Below are 18,285 nucleotides of genomic sequence, written 5' to 3'. Positions count from 1 at the left end.
GGAAAAATTGACTGAATATTAGTTTAATTCTATACTTTTTAATAGGAAGACCAGATTCATCGATTTAGCTCATTAAGGGAGGAATGGTTGAATGAAATGGGATGCAAGTTATGATGTAGTTGTAGTAGGCTCTGGAGCTGCGGGATTGACAGCAGGTTTAACAGCAAAGTTACAAGGTTTGAAATCATTAGTAATTGAAAAAACGGATCGCTATGGTGGTGCTTCTGCTATTTCAGGCGGTGCCTTATGGATTCCGAATAATCATGTTATTAAAGGTGCAGGTGTTCCAGATACACATGAACTTGCACGCCAATATTTAGATTCAACAGTTGGTGATCGAGTGCCTGAAGCTTTAAAGGAGGCCTATATTACAAGAGGCCCAGAAATGTTGCGATTTTTATACAATAAAACTAAGCATATGCGTTTCCAATATGCAAAAGGTTACTCGGACTACTATCCAGAAAAACCAGGGGGCTTGTCTCAGGGACGTTCCATTGAACCACTAATTTTCGATTTAACGAAAATGGGCTCTTTAGCGCATACTATGCGTCGAGCAACTCTATCAACTAAGGGCTTTACAATGAATAGCTATGAGTTTCATAAAGTTAATATGATAACACGGACGTTAAAAGGTAAAACAACTGCACTGAAATTAGGCATGCGCCTAGTAAAATCAAAGGTGACAAAAAGTGAGCCAGTTGCGTTAGGTGAAGCTTTAGTAGCACGTTTACGACTATCGCTAGCGGAGGCAAATGGTGAGCTTTGGCTATCAACGGCCTTTAAAGATTTTATGATGGATAAGGGTCGAGTGATGGGGATCATTGTGGAACGAGATGGACAAGAGCTGCGAATTGAGGCAAAGAAAGGTGTTGTTCTTTCATCAGGCGGCTTTTCACACAACCAAGCACTTCGAGAACAATATTTACCAAGCCCAACGAACGCTGCATGGACTTCTTCACCAGAGGGACAAACAGGTGACGTTATAGAACCAGGTGTAAAAATTGGCGCTACATTAGATTTAATGGATAAAGTGTGGGGAGCGCCTTCTGTTATTGATCCACAAGGACAACCCTTCTTCCTAGTAGCGGACAGGGGCGTACCAAATATGATTGTTGTAGATAGCGCAGGACAGCGTTTTGTGAACGAAGCGGCTCCTTATCATGAATTTGTAGATACCATGTACGAGCATCAAAAGACCACGCAACAGGCTGTTCCTTCATGGATAGTCATTGATGCCTCTGCTAAAAGCCGTTATATTTTTACAGGTCTGTTCCCAGGACAAGCCTTCCCAAAAAGCTGGTTTGATCATGGCATCGTGAAAAGTGCAGAGTCCATTGAAGAACTTGCTAGACAAATGGATGTGCTGCCTGAAAGTCTAATAGAGACAGTAAATCGTTTTAATGACTTTGCCCGAAATGGTCATGATGATGATTTTTATCGTGGTGATAGTGCCTATGATAATTACTATGGGGACCCAACATTGCCAAATCCAAATTTAGCAGAGATCAAAAAAGCTCCTTTCTATGCATTACGTATATATCCAGGCGATATTGGCACAAAGGGAGGCTTGGTAGTGGATGAACATGCTCGGGTTATTAAGGCAGATGGCGAACCAATCGAAGGATTATATGCTTCAGGTAATTGTTCAGCGTCAATCATGGGAGAGACGTATCCTGGACCAGGTGCTACGATTGGGCCTGGTATGACATTAAGCTTTGTGGCGACTACACATATGGCAAACGCCGTAAAAAAAGATGAAGTACCACTTGTAAAAATATAAAGTTGACTAAGCCCTTCCTATGACTGTGATAAGGAAGGGCTTTCACGTGGATGAAATGTTCTAATATTTTCTTGCTAAGAATATAGTGGCTACAACATGTATGGCGATGATAATGGAAAAAAGGAGCGATATAGTAAATTGCTTACGTATAAACTCATCACGACTATTGAAGCATTAGAGCCCTATCGAAGTACTTGGTCAACAATACTCGAAAAAGAGCACAATGATAATCCTTTTATTGAGTACGAGTGGGTCTCAACTTGGTGGACAACATTAGGTACTCATGACAATGTTGAGATTTATGTAGTCGAATATCAAGGAGTAGCAGTTGCCTTTTTTCCGTTAGTGCATACAGTACGGTTTGGTAAAGTGCATCATTTTGGCTTTTTGGGACAAGGGTTTGCGACTTATATGGAAGTAGTCGCTGAAAAGAATTGGCTTGAACGTTCCATTAACTTTATGCTGAAGGAGCTTTCAAAAAAATACAAGCGTTATTTAATGGTGTTACATGGTTTGTTAGAAAGTAAAAATACCTCTCAAGAATTAGAAAAATTTGCAATAGAATATCAGATGCCACATTCCATTTTTCGGACTGTCACGCCTTATATAGATTTTCAATCAATCACACTTGATAATTTTTTGCAGAAGCATCGAAAAAAATTCAAAAGTTTGAAGCGTCGGGAAAATAAATTAAAGTTACTTGGTCATGTAGCATTTCAAGAAGAAAATCACCATCATTTACAAGACATGTTTACGTTATTTACGAGAAGGTGGCAAAAGAAAATTGATAAAAGTGGTTTTACAGAAAATCAGACTCGATTGTTCTACGAGCGATTGGCCAAGGTCTCCGATAAGGCATTGCGAGTAGAGGTGGACAGCCTGCAATTTGAGGGCCGGTGGATTGCGTTTACGATTGACCTTTGCTGTAGAGAGCGTAATTTTTGTCTGGCAATGGGACATGAGCCTGACTTCAATCTATTTGGCCCAGGCCGCATTATTGAAAAAGAAAATATGTTAAAAACACATGATGTAGGCTATCGTTATTATGATCTAGGAAGTGGCTATGAGCCATACAAGTTTGAATGGTATACCCATATTGATTTTACAAGAAAATTTGTTATGAGTACGAAAGGAACAAAAGAGCGTGTACTTCGATCCTGGATGGTCTTACGAGATCGCTTAAAAGATCAGTTAACGAATAATCATCAGCTCGTAAAATGGAAGCGGGACCGTTTAGGAGAACTACGATATTTTGTGAAGCACGCGAAAATAAAAGATTGGTTAAGAGCTTCAGTTAGGATAATACAACGATTTTTAGCAGTACATATTTTAGATGTTTATATAGCAGAACAAAAATATGCTTTCGGGCAAGTGAACTTTCAAGAGGTATCAATGAAGGATATTACGGAGATGCATGAGCGAGCAAACTATATTTCAAGTTTCTATAGGGGCTATCGACTTTTGGGAAATGGTGATCAAATTATATATAAGAGGCATGATAAAATAGCATCTGAAGAAGCTGCTAACTATTCCTATGAGCTAGCAGACAATATGTCGTATATAAGAGAGTATGATAGTCAGCAACTCGTTGATATCATTGCTGATGTCCAGAGAGAAGGAAGAGCCGTTTGTACGATTGCCCCGTGGTTTGATAGAAAAAGAAGGCGAAAGTTGGTACAAGCGGGTTTCCGTAAAGTGGAGAAAATCAGTATCTTACAGTTGTTCAAATGGCGAAAAATATATCAATTCTAAACGACAACACCCTCAGCAAAAAAGCTGAGGGTGTTTCATGATTAAAAGTGGATACCAGGTTTATCGATTAGCTTACAGCCTGTACCATATTTTGCTTTTAAAGCACCTTTAAAATGAGTTTGCTCTAGTTCTGGGAATGTTTGTTTCCAAAGTTCAAAAACATTATGACTAGTTGCTTTGCCATCCTTCGTTAAGCGTGCAATATGGAAGCCGTACTCATCATTACAACGAGCTAACGCACGGTTTTCACGGACCGTAATAATTCGACCACTTGCCGTCATTTCATATAATCCTTCATAGCCAGCGATAGCACGGCTTTCCTCATTTCCTTCAACAACAATTTCTTCTTTTTCTTCAGCAACAATTTCTTCTTTTTCCTTAACAGGTGTTACTTTTTCTTCTGTTGTTGCCTCATGTTCAGTAGTTTGAGCTTCTACAGCACTATTTTCTGATGGTAACTGTTCAACAATGAAAAAGTCTTTATTTGAGGCTTTATCACTCATTGTCGCCATTACGTTCATAATAGAACCAACATAACGTAAAGGTTTTTCTTTCCCTTCTTCAAAGACAAAAATATTATAATCGGTTTTATTAATCTTTTTCATAATAATATTTCCTGTTGTAATCGTAAAACCGATGAACTTGTTCTTTTTTAATGCTTGTATTGCTTCTTGCTTTGTTAAAATCATTTTGAAAATCTCCTAAAGAATTATTTATTCTATTCTACCATAAAAATTATCACATTGTTTTTCGTAAAATAATGGTTGATTTTGTACGATAAAGGAAATCACCCCTAATAGTGGAGCTATGGCAATGGTTCTTTCGAAACACAGTGAGGTTGAATGTTTTGCTAGGGATTCAAACTGCACTTGAAGTTACTGGTGGCTGTTCGAAGTACTCAACGCAATTTTTGATTTCAAGCATCACGTTGAAAATGTGGTAGAGTTAAAGAAAGCAAAGGTTTTAAGCTACGCCTTGCTTGCCTTACGATAAATATTTCGCATTTTTCTTAGCCAAAAATAAAGGAGGATATAAACGATGGTTCAGCATAAATTTACAATGGATTTAACTTGGGCGGACGGAAGAAATGGGACAGGGAACATAACATCAAGCAATTTACAAACGCAAATATCTATTCCTCAGGAAATGAATGGTCCAGGGATTGGTACAAATCCAGATGAAATGCTTTTAGGTGCAGCGGCAACCTGTTATTTAATCACCTTAGCTGCTCTGCTTGAAAGATCGGAAATAGATGTTATGTCTTTATCCATGCAGGCTCATGGGTTTGTAAGCGTAGAAAATGGCGTTTTTACTTATGAAAAAATTGTCCATAAACCAACAATTGTTGTCCAAGAGCTATCGGAACATCTTGCAAAAAGAATAGAGCGCTTAGCACACAAGGCGGAACAGACTTGTATGATAAGTAAAGCGGTGAAGGGGAATGTTTTGATTGAATGTGATGTTCAAATTTTAGAAGCAAGCATATAATACGGCAAAAAGAGTTATTCAGCATATGACGCTGACATAACTCTTTTTTTCTTAAAGGGAGCACTTTTTCTATACTAGTTCTAGAAATGTACAAAATGAATATATAGTGTTAAGTGCTAAAAAAATGCAAAGGATGATGTATTGCACGTTCAGACAGCTCAGAATCTCACATTCTATGGTCAGTACGGCAAAAGAATAGTTGATATTATTGGGGCTTTAATTTTACTTTTTATAACGATTCCTCTTATGCTAATAGTCTTTCTCATTTTACTCATGACAACGGGTCGCCCCATTTTCTTCAAACAAATACGAACTGGCCTCGATCATCACCGCTTTGTGATTTGGAAGCTACGAACAATGTGTATTCAGGCAGTTCCAGTAAATATGCCGACTATTTGTGCTAATGGTATCCCTGATGATTATTACTTTAAAACGAAGCAAGATACACGTATCACAAAAGTGGGCGCTATCCTTCGAAAGCTAAGTATTGATGAAATCCCACAACTTTTAAATGTGCTAAAGGGTGATATGAGCATTGTAGGTCCACGCCCGGAAGTTCCAACGATTACAAATGCTTATAACTCTTTACAAGCTCGGCGACTGGAGGTAAAGCCAGGATTGACGGGGCTTGCTCAAATAAATGGTAGATCGAATATATCACATGGACAAAAAATCTCGTATGACATTGAATATGTTGAAAATTTCTCCTTTTGGATGGATATCCAAATTATGTTGAAGACTATTTATGTCATCGTAGCAAGAACGGGTGCTTATTAAAAAATAAGGAGTGGCAGTACTGAAAATAGTTCAGCTTATTACAAGAATGGATAAGGTCGGAGGTGCTCAAAAACATGTGGAGGCACTTTCTATCCAATTACAACAAGATGGACATGAGGTGACAGTTGTAACGGGCTCCTATCAGCCATCACTGTGGCGCTTGCAAGAACTGAAAATTCCCGTCATCAATATACCTTCCTTACAACGAGCGATTCATTTAGCGAAAGACTTTCAATCATTCTGGCAATTAAGAGCTGTCTTTAAACGAATACAACCAGATATTGTAGCCACCCATTCATCCAAGGCAGGTATCATAGGTCGTGTAGTTGGTAGTTTACTAGGAATTCCAACTATCTTTACAGCACATAGCTGGAGTTTTACAGAAGGTGTTCCACAAAAGAAAAAGCTGCTATACCATCGGATGGAAAAATCTGTTCAGCTATTTACTACAAAAATTATTACGGTATCCGAATACGATCGAGAATTAGCACTAATGAAGGAGGTGGCTCCTGCACATAAATTACTGACAATTCATAATGGCATTGATCTAATAGAGAAAAGGACAACAACTGAAAGAACATTTTTGGAGCAGCCAATCATTGTTATGGTTGCTCGTTTTGAAGTGCCAAAAAGGCAGGATATCTTACTCAAGGCTTTGGCGGAGCTGACGCATATTCCATGGCATCTTCAACTAATTGGAGATGGTTCACTCCGTTCTGACCTAGAAAAACTTGTTGAACAGTCTGGTTTAACAGCACGTATAACATTTTTAGGCAATCAATTAGATGTCCATTCTTATCTTGAGAAAAGCCACATTTTTGTCTTGTTGTCAGATTGGGAAGGCTTGCCGATTTCTATTATTGAAGCGATGCGTGTAGGTCTCCCTATTATTGCAACAAATGTAGGTGGTGTAAAAGAGCTCGTAGAAGATCATGGTAATGGATTTTTAGTAGAACGAGATAATTTTGAATTATTAAAGCAGAGGCTACACCAACTAATAATGGATGCCGATTTAAGGCAACAAATGGGGAATGTAAGTGAATGCCGTTATTTGCAGTATTTCACGTTTACCCCTATGTATCAAAAAACAATAATGGTCTATCAGCAAGCTGTTTCAGAACTAGCGAAGAAAGGGGATTAAATTGCAATTAATTCGCATTAGAACTGATGATGAGCTTATGTGGTACAAGGAAATTTGGGATGCCATTTTAGAAGCAGAGGACAATGATAACCCATTTATAGAATTTGCTTGGTTTTATAATTGGTGGCAAATTGTTGGACGGAAAGAACGTGTAGAGCTTTATGCCATTGAACATGAGGGGACAATCATCGCCTTTTTCCCCTTTACGGTGTCTATTCGATGGGGAATAAGGGTGTATACATTTGCAGGTAAACAGATTGCTAACTATACCGGGATAGTCGCTAAACAACAGTGGTTACTCCAAGCAGCAACCTTTATATTTGATGAGCTGATTAAAAAATATCGACACGTTGTTTTTTCTCTTCATGGCTTATTAGAAAGTAAAGCATCTACTAAAATCTTGGAGCAATATTTTGTTGAAAGACAATTACGTACAAGCATATTCCGTGTAGTGACACCGTATCTAGCATTTTCGGAAGTAGATTTTCAACATCATTTCAATCAACGACGAAAAATGCATGGTGTCGATCGACGCGAACGAAAGCTACGAAATTTAGGCTCATTAGAAAGACGTGCTCCATCGCAGGACGAGCTTTGGCAAATGTTTCGATTATTTAATCGTCGTTGGGCAAAAAAGATTGATACAAGTGAATTTACAAAGGGTAAGAAAAGAGACTTTTTTGAACGTTTAACAATGCTAAAGGGAGAGGCCTTACAGGTGGAGGTCGATGCACTTGTCTTTGAAAATCAGTGGATTGGTTTCACATATGGACTTTGCTGTCGGGGGCGTTATGTAACTTACGCTCTTGCACATGAGCCAACATTTAATTTATTTGGTGCTGGACGTATCGTCAATCAAGAAACCATTCAGCGAACGTTCGCAGCCAATTATCGCCTATTTGATATGAGTATTGGCTATGAGCCTTATAAATTTGACTGGCGCTCTAGCATTGATTTTACAAGGCATATGCTTGCCAGCAGTGGTTCGAAACGTACAAATTTACTGACAGGATTTTTATCATTAAAGCAACGACTTAAGGAATACGTAAAAAGTAATCAGCGAATTGTGGACTGGAAGCGTAATTCACTAGGTCATTTACGTTTTTTAGTAAAGTATGGAAAGCTAAAAGATTGGCTAGAATATGGACAACAATTCGTAGAAAGATTTGTTCGTATGAAACAAGTGGAGCTGTATGAATTAACTCCCTCAGAGGATGTATCGCCACAGCAGCCTGTTGGTAACTTATTTGAAGAAATGTCGATTCAGGAAGCGATGCAGCTTGATCAGGAGGAAGTCATTGCCCTCTTTTATAAGGGATATACGATTTATAAAGACTCCTTTGCAGAAACGAATAAACCAGCCTTTGCGTTACATGCCACAAATTGGCGAGTCGATTCATTGCGGATTATAGAACCGTTACCGAAGCAGACCTATTTTTTAGCCTATGATGTTTTCAAACAAATCGATATTATTACAGCTTATTTTCGAAAAATAAAACCGGCACAAACACTATGGGTAACGGCAAGCTTTTGGCAATGGCGGAAGCGTAAGCGCTTAGTACAGCTAGGCTATAAACCTATTTCTCGAATGAAACATTTTAAATTCGCTCGCTTTGAGCGAAATCGTGTAGAAAAATATACGGAGAGTGGGGGCGATGTTCATTCTGTCCATTAAAAGTAAGCGATGGAATATCGCAATGCAGCATTTTTATCTTCTAGAAAAGCCAGCAAATGTTCGAAACTCAATGAAAGTTGTAGGCTATACACATTCACTTGTACCTAGCAGAAAGCTTGTAAAAAGCGAAACGGTTCACATTCATTTGCAAGAGCATGAGCTTTCGTTATATTTAGCACTTTCAGAAGGGAATCGTAAAATCCTTCGACGGGCCCAAAAAGAATTTTATCAAGTTATTTTGTACAAAGAGCCCTCGATGGACAACTTGCGAGCCTTCCAGCAATTCTACAATCAGTTTGCCAAAAGAAAAAAGCTTGAAGCAATTGGCAAGTCACAAATGGAAACACTCATGCTCCTAAATGAACAGGGTGCATTATTATTATCCGAGATCCAGAGTATTTGTGGACAAACACTGTGCTATCGATTAGATATTGTTCATGAGAAAAGAGCGATGTCTTTTTACGAGGCTACTTGTCATGCATCAGCTATGCCTTCACATTTAAAACGACCGATCCGTTATGCCAATCGTTTTTTAATCTGGCATAATCTACTCCACTTAAAGGAGCAAGGTTTTGTTTTATATGATATGGGTGAATTAACAAATAGTCATAATGTACGAGCCTTTAAACTAAGCTTTGGTGGCCAAATTGTCCATGTCTACTCAGGCTACATCACCCAATCAAAAATACGTGCACTGCTATTAGGTGTACAAAAATGGAGGAAGTAGCAACATGAATGGTGGGGGTCTCGTTATTTCATTAGATTTTGAGCTAAATTGGGGTGTCCATGACGTTTTTCGATATGGACAATACAATAAAAACCTATATGGTGTACGTAAAGCCTTGCCCAGAATACTAACGTTATTTGAGCAATATGACATTCATGCGACTTGGGCTACAGTCGGATTATTGTTTGCAGAATCAAAGGCAGAAATGGCTCATTATTTACGAGGTATCCCTGTGAAATATGAAAATATGCGCTTTGCTGCACATACACAGCTAGCAAAAGTAGGCGAAAATGAACAAGAGGATCTTTTACATTTTGGTAAATCTTTAATCGAGGATATTAAACGTACACCACATCAGGAAATAGGAAGTCATACCTTCTCCCATTTCTATTGCTTGGAAAAGGGGCAAACAGAGGCAGCTTTTCGTGCCGATTTACATGCTACAAAAACAATTAGTGAAGGATATATCGCTCCGATGAAATCCATTGTCTTTCCACGTAACCAAATAAACAAAGACTATTTATCAGCGTGTTCAGAAGCTGGCTATATTTGCTACAGAGGAACTGAAAACCATACATTGTATCAAGCTCAAAAGTTTACGAAGAAGGGCAGACTTTTCGGAGCAAAGAAATGGCTAGATAGCTATTGGAATCTAACCGGACACCATATGGCAACACTAGCAGAAATGCAAGAGGCGCAGCTCATTAATATTCGGTCAAGTGCCTTTTTAAGGCCTTATTGTGGTCCATTGCGCGTATTCGAAGGGTTAAAAGTAAAACGTATTAAGGAAAGTATGCTCGAAGCTGCAAAGGCGCAAGCATTTTATCATTTATGGTGGCACCCTCATAACTTTGGCAAGCACATTGATAAAAATTTAGCGATGCTGGAAGAGCTATTACGCTATTATCAAGAGTTGCGCAGCCAATACAATTTTCAAAGTTATTCCATGCATGAAGTTGCTGAGCTATGCCAAAGCCACTTTAAACAGCAGAAATAGTTTTGATGAGGTAACCGCTCGAAAGTGTGGGCAAGGCGCTCCAAAGGATGTGATACCCGCTCGAAGGTGTGAGCAAAGCGCTCCAAAAGAGGGGGTAACCGCTCGAAAGTGAGGGCAAAGCGCTCCAAAAGAGAAGGTAACCGCTCGAAAGTGAGGGCAAAGCGCTCCAAAAGAGGGGGTAACCGCTCCAAAGTGTGGACAAGGCGCTCCAAAGGTTGTGGTACCCGCTCGAAAGTAAGGGCAAGGCGCTCCAAAAGAGAAGGTAACCGCTCGAAAGTGAGGGCAAGGCGCTCCAAAAGAGAAGGTAACCGCTCGAAAGTGTGGACAAGGTGCTCCAAAAGAGAAGGTAACCGCTCGAAAGTGTGGGCAAGGCGCTCCAAAAGAGGGGGTAACCGCTCGAAAGTGTGGACAAGGTGCTCCAAAAGAGAAGGTAACCGCTCGAAAGTGTGGACAAGGTGCTCCAAAAGAGAAGGTAACCGCTCGAAAGTAAGGGCAAGGCGCTCCAAAGGTTGTGATACCCGCTCAAAGTGTGAACAAAGCACTCCAAAAGAGGAGGTAACCGCTCCAAAATCTGAGCAAAGCGCTCCTAACTATGGTGCTCCTCACTTTAAATGAAAGATATAAGGCCAACTCACAATATGAAAATCACCCTTTCGTTATTGAAAGCAAACTAGATCGGTTTCTAGTTTGCTTTTTTGTTGTCTAATTGAGAAATTTCAAAAGAAAAGAGGAAAAAAGTAAAACAATGACGAAAATGAATGTACGAATGGTACTATAATAATAGAAATTTTATGGCAGGACATTTTGCGGAAAGTAAAAATTTATGTAGGTCAATTTAACTTGGATGGAAAAGATATGAAGGGTGGTAGAGAATAATGTTTATTCAACCGGAATGCCAGTGGAAGCAAGAAAATGGATCAGCAATGCATCAATGGATAAAGCAGCAAGCTAATCCGAATCCAAATGATGTGGATATTGTAATTTATGGTGCGCTTTTATCGTATGCCAGTGGAGGATCAACAAAAGCGCAATATCCAACTGAATTTCGTAAAGTGTGGCCTAGTTTTCAATCATATAATTTAGATGAACAGGTTAATTTACGTGCGCTGTCAGTCGTGGATATAGGAGATGTGGCGATTCATGAACAAGATCGTATGCTTTCTGAATCTGCCATCGAAGCAGCAGCGGAAAATTTAAGTATTGCTTTTCAAAAAAGCTTTACTTGTTTGATTGGAGGAGATCATGCGGTTACTGCCTGTTCCTTAAGAGGTATAAAAAATGCTTTTCCGCAAGATCGGATTGGCATTATTCAGATTGATACACACTTAGATGCAAGGAATCAAGAAGAGGTTGGTTTAGCACAAGATTCTCCCATTCATCAGTTAATGGCAGCAGGAGTTGTTGAGGGGAAACATGTGTATAATGTCGGTTTGCATGGCTTTTTCAATTCACCTGAAATGATTCATTACGCAAGAGAGCAAGGGATTCATATGATTACGTTAAAGCAAATGCGACGAGATGGTATACAGCTCACAATTCGTGAAATGCTTCGTCAGCTGATGTATGAAGTAGATCGTATTTATGTTTCAGTAGATTTAGATGCTCTAGATATTATGTTTGCTCGTGACGTTCCTGCAGCAACACCAGGTGGCTTAACGGCCTACGAATTATTTGATATTCTCAAGCTGATTGGAGAAAATGAAGGAGTTCGTCATATTGATTTTGTTTATGCTGATCCTAAGGAAGGAATGCTACGTCCGGAAACCGTTAAAATTGGGGTAACAGCATTTTTACAGTGGTTAACAGGCATTCAACTTGATCACCGTAATCGTATTTCAAAAAAAGGGAAGGTTACGCCGTAAAGTAATAGTATTTCCGTGTATTGACAATGCTGATTAGTGAAAGTTTGTTATAATGTAAAATAGGAAACATTTTATTTTATACAAACTTTGTATTTGTAATAGAGAGGAAATTATATGACAACAAAACCAAAACTATTGATTGTTGACGGTATGGCACTGTTATTCCGTTCATTTTTTGCCTCAGCTGCAATGGGACATTTTATTCGCTTGGCAGATGGGACACCGACGAATGGGGCCCAAGGATTTGTACGTCATGTTTTAACAGCACAATCAATTATGAAGCCAACGCATATGGCTGTTTGCTGGGATATGGGGGCACATACGTTCCGCAATGATTTATTTGATGGCTATAAAGCAAATCGCCCAGCCCCACCAGAGGAAATGCTGCCTCAATTTGATATGGCGAAAAAATTATCGCAGCAAATTGGCTGGCAAAATTTCGGTGTGAAGGGTATGGAAGCAGATGATTTAATTGGTTCCATGATTACTAAATGGCAGGATGAGGCAGATATTACGGTTATTAGTGGGGATAAAGACTTGCTTCAGCTTTTAAGACCTTCTACAGAAATTGCCTTTACGAAAAAGGGCTACACAGAGTACGATATTTATACACATACACGCTTTAAAGAAGAATATCGTATAGAGCCAACGCAGTTTGCACAGGTGAAAGCCTTTATGGGCGATACTAGTGATGGCTATCCAGGTGTCAAGGGTATTGGTCCGAAGCAAGCATTGACGCTCATTCAAACATATGGCTCAATTGACAAGATTCTAGAATCACTTGGTGAATTAAAGCCAGGCCAACGCACAAAAATCCAGGAAAATTTGGACATGCTAAAATTATCCCATGAGCTTGCAACTATTCAAACCGATGTACCAATTGAAGCAGATTTTGCAAGCCTAGCGTTACCAAGCTATGAACCACATATTTTTAAAGAAATAGAAGAGAGTGGCTACACGCTAATCGCCAAGCACGCACGCTCCTTGTATTCCCTTATTTAACAATGAACGCAGAGTATAGTAATATGCTCTGCTTTTTATTTTTTATAAATAAGCGCTATTGAGGTTTAATTTTAACAAACGATAACACCTTCTCATTATCTTTATAGAAAGCTCGACGAATAGTACTTTCATGATGAGGTCTACCATTATCATGAAAAATTAACGATAGGTCGCCATTTTTTATGTCATAGCCAATTAGCGGTACCCAATGATAGGCAAAGGCCGATTTTTTATCTCGCCATTGAAGGCTAAAGTAACGATCAAAACGCATAGCAACGGGGCGACCGGCGTCAATCTCCTGTAAAGCTTCTTTTAATGAACAATTTCGAATATCCCAAGTTGGATATAGTCGACGGAGATTATGGATAAGTCGCCATTTAAATAAGCCAATTTTTGTGCCACCGAGCAGCTTGTAGAGTTCATTTATTGAAGGGGCTGATTTGTTCAAAAAGTTTAACATAACGTGAATGGTAGTAGGTCCACAGGCAGAATAACGATAGCTTGGTGCAATCGATGTATCATATTGTGATGTACCGAGTAGAACTAATTGTTTGTGCATAACAATCTCCTTTTAAAAAGAGCTGCATTTCAATGAAATGCAGCTCTTTGCTCTTTATTGTTGAGCAGATAAAAATTCTGTTACTTGCTGAGGTGTTTTTGCATTGGCACTGTGTAAATGTGCAAGTTTTTCACCGTTTTGGAAAATTAATAAGCTTGGGATTCCCATTACATCATATTTGTCTGCAATTTCTGGAAGCTCATCACGGTTTAGCTCATACCAGTCATATTGGTTGTACTCTTCAATGATTGGATCGATGAACATGTTCATTCGTGTGCAATCTGGGCACCAGCCAGCGTAAAATTTCACTAGTACTTTTTGGTCACCCGCGATTAGTTCATTAAATTGATCTGCTGTAGTAATTGTTTTCATTATATATTCACTCTCCTTGTTTTCCATTCTACACATTTTTCTCTTAAGCTGAAAGTTTTCTGTTTGGCCGTTTTGATTGCTACTTATTGTCTGCTTTTAGCTCGTAAAAAACAGAAAAAGATGTATATTGCAAAAATAATTCTTGAAAAAAGATTGCTAAATTAGACAAAATAATCTACACTAAAAACAGAAAAGTAGTTTTATCTTCATTCATTAAAAAGTGAGTTAAGAACGAAGATAAGCCTTAGTCGGGCTTAGTTGCCTGGAATGAATTTCATCCAACAACAGGACGAAAAAACACTAAGGTACACTTGATATTTTTTTGGCCAAAAAATGAATGGCTATTCATTCAATGGGAGAATAAGGGGGAATTGCTTGTGACTTACAACATTAAAAAAGCAGCTGTTCTAGGTTCTGGGGTGATGGGCTCTGGAATTGCAGCACATTTAGCCAATATCGGTATACCAACATTACTATTAGATATTGCACCGAAGGAACTGACGCAAGAGGAAGAGGCAAAGGGTCTTTCTTTAGAGCATCCAGCTGTAAGAAATCGTATTGTAAACGGAGCTTTGCAAAAGTTATTAAAGCAAAAGCCAGCACCACTTACTTCTAAGAAAAATTTATCACTACTAACGGTTGGCAACTTTGAAGACGATCTAGGGAAACTAAAAGATGTAGATTGGATAATCGAAGTTGTAGTTGAAAATTTACCAATTAAACAAAGTCTCTATGAAAAAATTGATGCTGTTCGTAAACCAGGAACAATTATCAGTTCAAACACATCAGGAATTAGTATTAACGCAATGGCAGAGGGACGCTCAGACGACTTTAAAAGGCATTTCCTTGGAACGCACTTTTTCAATCCTCCTCGCTATTTAAAACTTTTAGAAGTAATTCCTGCTAATACAACTGCGCCTGAAGTAGTTAGCTTCATGAAAACGTTTGGGGAAGACGTGCTTGGGAAAGGTGTTGTATTAGCAAAGGATACACCAAACTTTATTGCGAATCGTATCGGAACGTATGGTTTACTTATAACTTTACAGGAAATGTTAAAAGGTGGTTTTTCTGTTGGTGAAGTAGACTCTGTAACAGGTCCACTTATTGGTCGTCCGAAATCTGCTACTTTCCGTACACTGGATGTTGTGGGATTAGATACATTTATTCATGTAGCTAAAAATGTTTATGATCAAACAACAGGTGAGGAGCAGCAGGTGTTTGCTGTACCAGAGTTTTTACAGAAAATGGTCGCGAATGGCTGGCTAGGTGCTAAATCTGGTCAAGGGTTCTTCTTTAAACAAGGTAAGGACATACATGAGATTGATCCAACAACTTTAACTTATAGCCCAGTGAAAAAGTTGAAAACTCCTTCTATTGAAATGGCAAAACAAACGCGAGGTTTAGCTAATAAAGTCAAAGCATTAACATATGCGAAGGATCGTACAGGTGAGCTATTATGGGGGATTTTTGCACCAACATTAATTTATTCTGCTCAGCTACATGGTGAAATTGCGGATGATATCGTAGCCATTGACAATGCCATGAAATGGGGCTTCGGCTGGCAACAAGGACCATTTGAAATTTGGGATGCTCTTGGCGTAAAAGACTCTGTAGCGAAAATGGAGTCAGAAGGTCTTGATGTACCTGCATTTGTTAAAGAGATGCTGGCAAATGGTTTTGAGACATTCTATTCTGAAATAGATGGCGATTTAGCTTATTACGATGGGTCACAATATGTGAAAGTGCCAGTTAATGAAAAAGAGCTTAATTTAAAACGTTATAAGAAAAAGCATGGTGTCATTAAATCAAATACAGGTGCTAGTTTAATAGACTTAGGGGATGGTATCGCATTACTTGAATTCCATTCACAATCGAATGCAATTGGGTTAGATATTATCCAAATGATTAACTTTGCAATAGATGAAGTAGAGGCTAACTACAAGGGCCTAGTTATCGGTAACCAAGGGAAAAACTTCTGCGTTGGCGCAAATCTAGGAATGATTTTAGTAGAAGCACAGGATGATAATATCTTCGAGCTAGATTTCGTCATTAAGTCATTCCAAGATGCTATGCAAAAAATTAAATATTCCCGTAAGCCAGTTGTGGCAGCACCTTTTGCGATGACATTAGGCGGTGGAGCAGAGGTTTGTCTACCAGCTGCGCATATCCAAGCAACGATGGAAACGTATATGGGCTTAGTGGAAGTAGGCGTTGGTTTAATTCCTGGCGGTGGCGGAAATAAAGCGCTTTATCAAAAATTCCTTAAGGGCTTGCCAAATGGCGTAGAGGTAGACTATCAACATATTGCCAATAAAGTATTTGAAACAATTGCGATGGCTAAGGTATCAACTTCTGGCGAAGAAGCACGTGAAAATAACTTCTTAAACTTTGCAGATGGTATTTCCGTTAACCCAGATCATCAATTATATGATGCAAAGCAAGCGGCTTTAGCGCTTTATGAAGCAGGCTATCAACCACCTGTACCTACAAAAGTGCCTGTTGTCGGTGCATCAGGTTACGGTACATTACTCATCGGTGCGCAAGGGATGTTTGAGTCAGGCTTTATTAGTGAACATGATTTAAAAATTGCTAAAAAATTAGCTTATGTTATTGCAGGTGGTAAGGTTCCATACGGCACATTAGTTGATGAACAGTATTTATTAAACTTAGAGCGTGAGGCGTTCCTAAGCCTTGTTGCTGATCCACTTTCACAGCAAAGAATGCAACATATGCTGTTAAAAGGTAAACCACTTCGTAATTAAATGACGAAATAGATCAATCTTGCACATGAAACAAAGGGGGATTAATAGGATGCGTGAAGCCGTTATTGTAGCAGGAGCACGAACTCCAATAGGAAAAGCAAAAAAAGGTTCATTAGCAACGGTGAGACCAGATGATTTTGGTGCTGTTGTAGTCAAAGAAACATTGAAAAGAGCGGGCTATGAAGGACCGATTGATGATTTAATCTTAGGCTGTGCGATGCCAGAAGCGGAGCAGGGGATGAATGTAGCACGTAGTATTGGTGCACTTGCTGGGTTACCAGATACAACACCTGCTCTAACGATTAATCGATTTTGTTCGTCAGGTTTACAGGCGATTGCCTATGCGGCAGAACGAATCATGCTCGGACATTCCAAAGCGATTCTTGCTGGTGGTGTAGAGTCTATGAGTATGGTGCCAATGGTTGGAAATACACCACGCCTAAATCCAACGTTAGCTGAAACGGCTCCACAATATTATATGGGGATGGGCCATACAGCTGAGGAAGTGGCTCGCCAGTACAATGTTAGTCGAGAAGACCAGGATGCTTTTGCTGTTCGCTCACATGAGCTTGCTGAAAAGGCCATTAAAGAAGGTAAATTCAATGATGAAATTGTACCAATCGAAGTGGAACAGCATTATGTAGATGATCAAAATAAACCACAAGTGAAAAAATTCACATTTAGTATGGATGAAGGGGTACGTCCAGGTACATCTGTTGAAGGTTTAGCAAAACTACGTCCAGCTTTCCATGTAAAAGGCAGTGTAACGGCTGGTAATGCCTCTCAAACTTCTGATGGTGCTGCTGCTGTACTCGTAATGGACCGTGAAGAAGCTGTCAAGCAAGGGCTAACGCCAATGGCAAAATTCTTAGGCTTTGCTGTTGGAGGGGTACCGCCCGAAGTAATGGGGATCGGTCCAATTGTTGCTGTACCAAAAGCGTTAGAAATCGCAGGTTTATCCATAGAGGATATAGATTTATGGGAAATCAATGAAGCATTTGCTTCTCAATCATTACAGGTCGTACGTCATTTAGGGATCGACCAAGAAAAAGTCAATGTAAATGGTGGAGCCATTGCGTTAGGTCATCCGCTTGGTGCAACAGGAGCCATTTTAACACTTAAGCTTATTCATGAATTGAAGCGCCAAGGTAAGAAATATGGCGTAGTAACAATGTGTATTGGTGGCGGTATGGGCGCTGCTGGGGTATTTGAAATTCTTTAATAATTTGCTAGATAAGCTTGAGGTGTACTGTTTACGGTTGCCTCCGAACATTGTATACATCAAGCTTTTCTATAGATATGTTAAGCCAAGAAACATGGTTTTTGGAGTGCAATCGAAGCGTCAGCTATCTCTTTATAGGGACGATGAATTTATGGCGCTGAGGTGTCAC

Annotated in this window: 15 protein-coding genes; 12 read left to right on the top strand and 3 right to left on the bottom strand. The window is 39.3% G+C overall.

Annotation, left to right across the window (positions count from 1 at the left end; translation table 11 throughout):
* Positions 1 to 91 precede the first annotated feature (91 nt).
* Positions 92 to 1,780 carry an FAD-binding protein gene (locus MKY49_RS17890; RefSeq protein WP_341386756.1) on the top strand — a complete coding sequence of 563 codons (1,689 nt, stop codon included), beginning with the start codon at positions 92 to 94 and terminating at the stop codon, positions 1,778 to 1,780.
* A 96-nt stretch (positions 1,781 to 1,876) separates the two neighbouring features.
* On the top strand, positions 1,877 to 3,532 hold the full coding sequence (locus tag MKY49_RS17885; protein ID WP_341386755.1) for a GNAT family N-acetyltransferase: 1,656 nt from the start codon (positions 1,877 to 1,879) through the stop codon (positions 3,530 to 3,532).
* Between the two features lie 41 nt (positions 3,533 to 3,573).
* Here the strand turns inward: MKY49_RS17885 and MKY49_RS17880 are convergent, their stop codons facing one another.
* The gene (locus MKY49_RS17880; RefSeq protein ID WP_322605882.1) at positions 3,574 to 4,221 is read right to left on the bottom strand and encodes a 3-ketosteroid-delta-1-dehydrogenase; all 648 of its coding nucleotides are present in this window, start codon (positions 4,219 to 4,221) and stop codon (positions 3,574 to 3,576) included.
* Positions 4,222 to 4,570: 349 nt separating this feature from the next.
* On the opposite strand from MKY49_RS17880, the gene MKY49_RS17875 reads away from it, so the two are divergent.
* The 8 genes from MKY49_RS17875 (at position 4,571) to MKY49_RS17840 (ending at position 13,201) form a co-directional block, all read left to right on the top strand.
* On the top strand, positions 4,571 to 5,020 hold the full coding sequence (locus MKY49_RS17875; protein ID WP_274794298.1) for an SACOL1771 family peroxiredoxin: 450 nt from the start codon (positions 4,571 to 4,573) through the stop codon (positions 5,018 to 5,020).
* A 141-nt stretch (positions 5,021 to 5,161) separates the two neighbouring features.
* Entirely contained in the window at positions 5,162 to 5,797 is a 636-nt protein-coding gene (locus MKY49_RS17870) for a sugar transferase (RefSeq protein ID WP_274794297.1), read from the top strand.
* Between the two features lie 10 nt (positions 5,798 to 5,807).
* Complete coding sequence (locus MKY49_RS17865; protein WP_341386754.1) at positions 5,808 to 6,938, top strand: glycosyltransferase family 4 protein; 1,131 nt, start codon at positions 5,808 to 5,810, stop codon at positions 6,936 to 6,938.
* A 1-nt stretch (position 6,939) separates the two neighbouring features.
* A complete protein-coding gene (locus MKY49_RS17860; protein WP_341386753.1) occupies positions 6,940 to 8,613 on the top strand; it encodes a GNAT family N-acetyltransferase in 1,674 nt (557 codons plus the stop codon).
* Positions 8,594 to 9,340, top strand: coding sequence for a hypothetical protein (locus tag MKY49_RS17855; RefSeq protein WP_274794294.1), 747 nt, complete (start codon positions 8,594 to 8,596; stop codon positions 9,338 to 9,340). Before MKY49_RS17860 ends, MKY49_RS17855 begins: the two co-directional genes overlap by 20 nt.
* Before the next feature lie 4 nt (positions 9,341 to 9,344).
* Positions 9,345 to 10,337, top strand: coding sequence for a polysaccharide deacetylase family protein (locus MKY49_RS17850; RefSeq protein ID WP_312505893.1), 993 nt, complete (start codon positions 9,345 to 9,347; stop codon positions 10,335 to 10,337).
* 875 nt (positions 10,338 to 11,212) lie between these two features.
* Positions 11,213 to 12,199 (top strand): agmatinase family protein, encoded by a 987-nt coding sequence (locus MKY49_RS17845; RefSeq protein WP_274794291.1) that lies wholly within the window; start codon positions 11,213 to 11,215, stop codon positions 12,197 to 12,199.
* Positions 12,200 to 12,313: 114 nt separating this feature from the next.
* Complete coding sequence (locus tag MKY49_RS17840; RefSeq protein WP_312505890.1) at positions 12,314 to 13,201, top strand: 5'-3' exonuclease; 888 nt, start codon at positions 12,314 to 12,316, stop codon at positions 13,199 to 13,201.
* A gap of 55 nt (positions 13,202 to 13,256) precedes the next feature.
* Here the strand turns inward: MKY49_RS17840 and MKY49_RS17835 are convergent, their stop codons facing one another.
* Together MKY49_RS17835 and MKY49_RS17830 are read right to left on the bottom strand one after the other, a co-directional pair.
* Positions 13,257 to 13,760 carry a C39 family peptidase gene (locus MKY49_RS17835; RefSeq protein WP_341386752.1) on the bottom strand — a complete coding sequence of 168 codons (504 nt, stop codon included), beginning with the start codon at positions 13,758 to 13,760 and terminating at the stop codon, positions 13,257 to 13,259.
* Positions 13,761 to 13,814: 54 nt separating this feature from the next.
* Positions 13,815 to 14,159, bottom strand: coding sequence for a thioredoxin family protein (locus tag MKY49_RS17830; RefSeq protein ID WP_274794288.1), 345 nt, complete (start codon positions 14,157 to 14,159; stop codon positions 13,815 to 13,817).
* 350 nt (positions 14,160 to 14,509) lie between these two features.
* Here MKY49_RS17830 and MKY49_RS17825 point away from each other — a divergent pair, with 350 nt between their 5' ends.
* Complete coding sequence (locus MKY49_RS17825) at positions 14,510 to 16,894, top strand: 3-hydroxyacyl-CoA dehydrogenase/enoyl-CoA hydratase family protein (RefSeq protein WP_341386751.1); 2,385 nt, start codon at positions 14,510 to 14,512, stop codon at positions 16,892 to 16,894.
* A gap of 49 nt (positions 16,895 to 16,943) precedes the next feature.
* Complete coding sequence (locus MKY49_RS17820; RefSeq protein ID WP_274794286.1) at positions 16,944 to 18,116, top strand: acetyl-CoA C-acetyltransferase; 1,173 nt, start codon at positions 16,944 to 16,946, stop codon at positions 18,114 to 18,116.
* The last annotated feature ends 169 nt before the right edge of the window (positions 18,117 to 18,285 follow it).

The sequence above is a fragment of the Lysinibacillus sp. FSL M8-0134 genome (genome assembly GCF_038069745.1).
In the GTDB taxonomy this organism is placed as follows: Bacteria; Bacillota; Bacilli; order Bacillales_A; family Planococcaceae; genus Lysinibacillus; species Lysinibacillus irui.
This window is presented reverse-complemented; position numbering and strand designations above follow the sequence as displayed.

Bases quoted from the DNA above. Each gene is read 5' to 3' on its own strand.
- MKY49_RS17890 (WP_341386756.1), top strand. From the start codon at position 92: ATGAAATGGGATGCAAGTTATGATGTAGTTGTAGTAGGCTCTGGAGCT.
- MKY49_RS17885 (WP_341386755.1), top strand. From the start codon at position 1,877: ATGTATGGCGATGATAATGGAAAAAAGGAGCGATATAGTAAATTGCTT.
- MKY49_RS17880 (WP_322605882.1), bottom strand. From the start codon at position 4,221: ATGATTTTAACAAAGCAAGAAGCAATACAAGCATTAAAAAAGAACAAG.
- MKY49_RS17875 (WP_274794298.1), top strand. From the start codon at position 4,571: ATGGTTCAGCATAAATTTACAATGGATTTAACTTGGGCGGACGGAAGA.
- MKY49_RS17855 (WP_274794294.1), top strand. From the start codon at position 8,594: ATGTTCATTCTGTCCATTAAAAGTAAGCGATGGAATATCGCAATGCAG.
- MKY49_RS17850 (WP_312505893.1), top strand. From the start codon at position 9,345: ATGAATGGTGGGGGTCTCGTTATTTCATTAGATTTTGAGCTAAATTGG.
- MKY49_RS17845 (WP_274794291.1), top strand. From the start codon at position 11,213: ATGTTTATTCAACCGGAATGCCAGTGGAAGCAAGAAAATGGATCAGCA.
- MKY49_RS17840 (WP_312505890.1), top strand. From the start codon at position 12,314: ATGACAACAAAACCAAAACTATTGATTGTTGACGGTATGGCACTGTTA.
- MKY49_RS17835 (WP_341386752.1), bottom strand. From the start codon at position 13,760: ATGCACAAACAATTAGTTCTACTCGGTACATCACAATATGATACATCG.
- MKY49_RS17830 (WP_274794288.1), bottom strand. From the start codon at position 14,159: ATGGAAAACAAGGAGAGTGAATATATAATGAAAACAATTACTACAGCA.
- MKY49_RS17820 (WP_274794286.1), top strand. From the start codon at position 16,944: ATGCGTGAAGCCGTTATTGTAGCAGGAGCACGAACTCCAATAGGAAAA.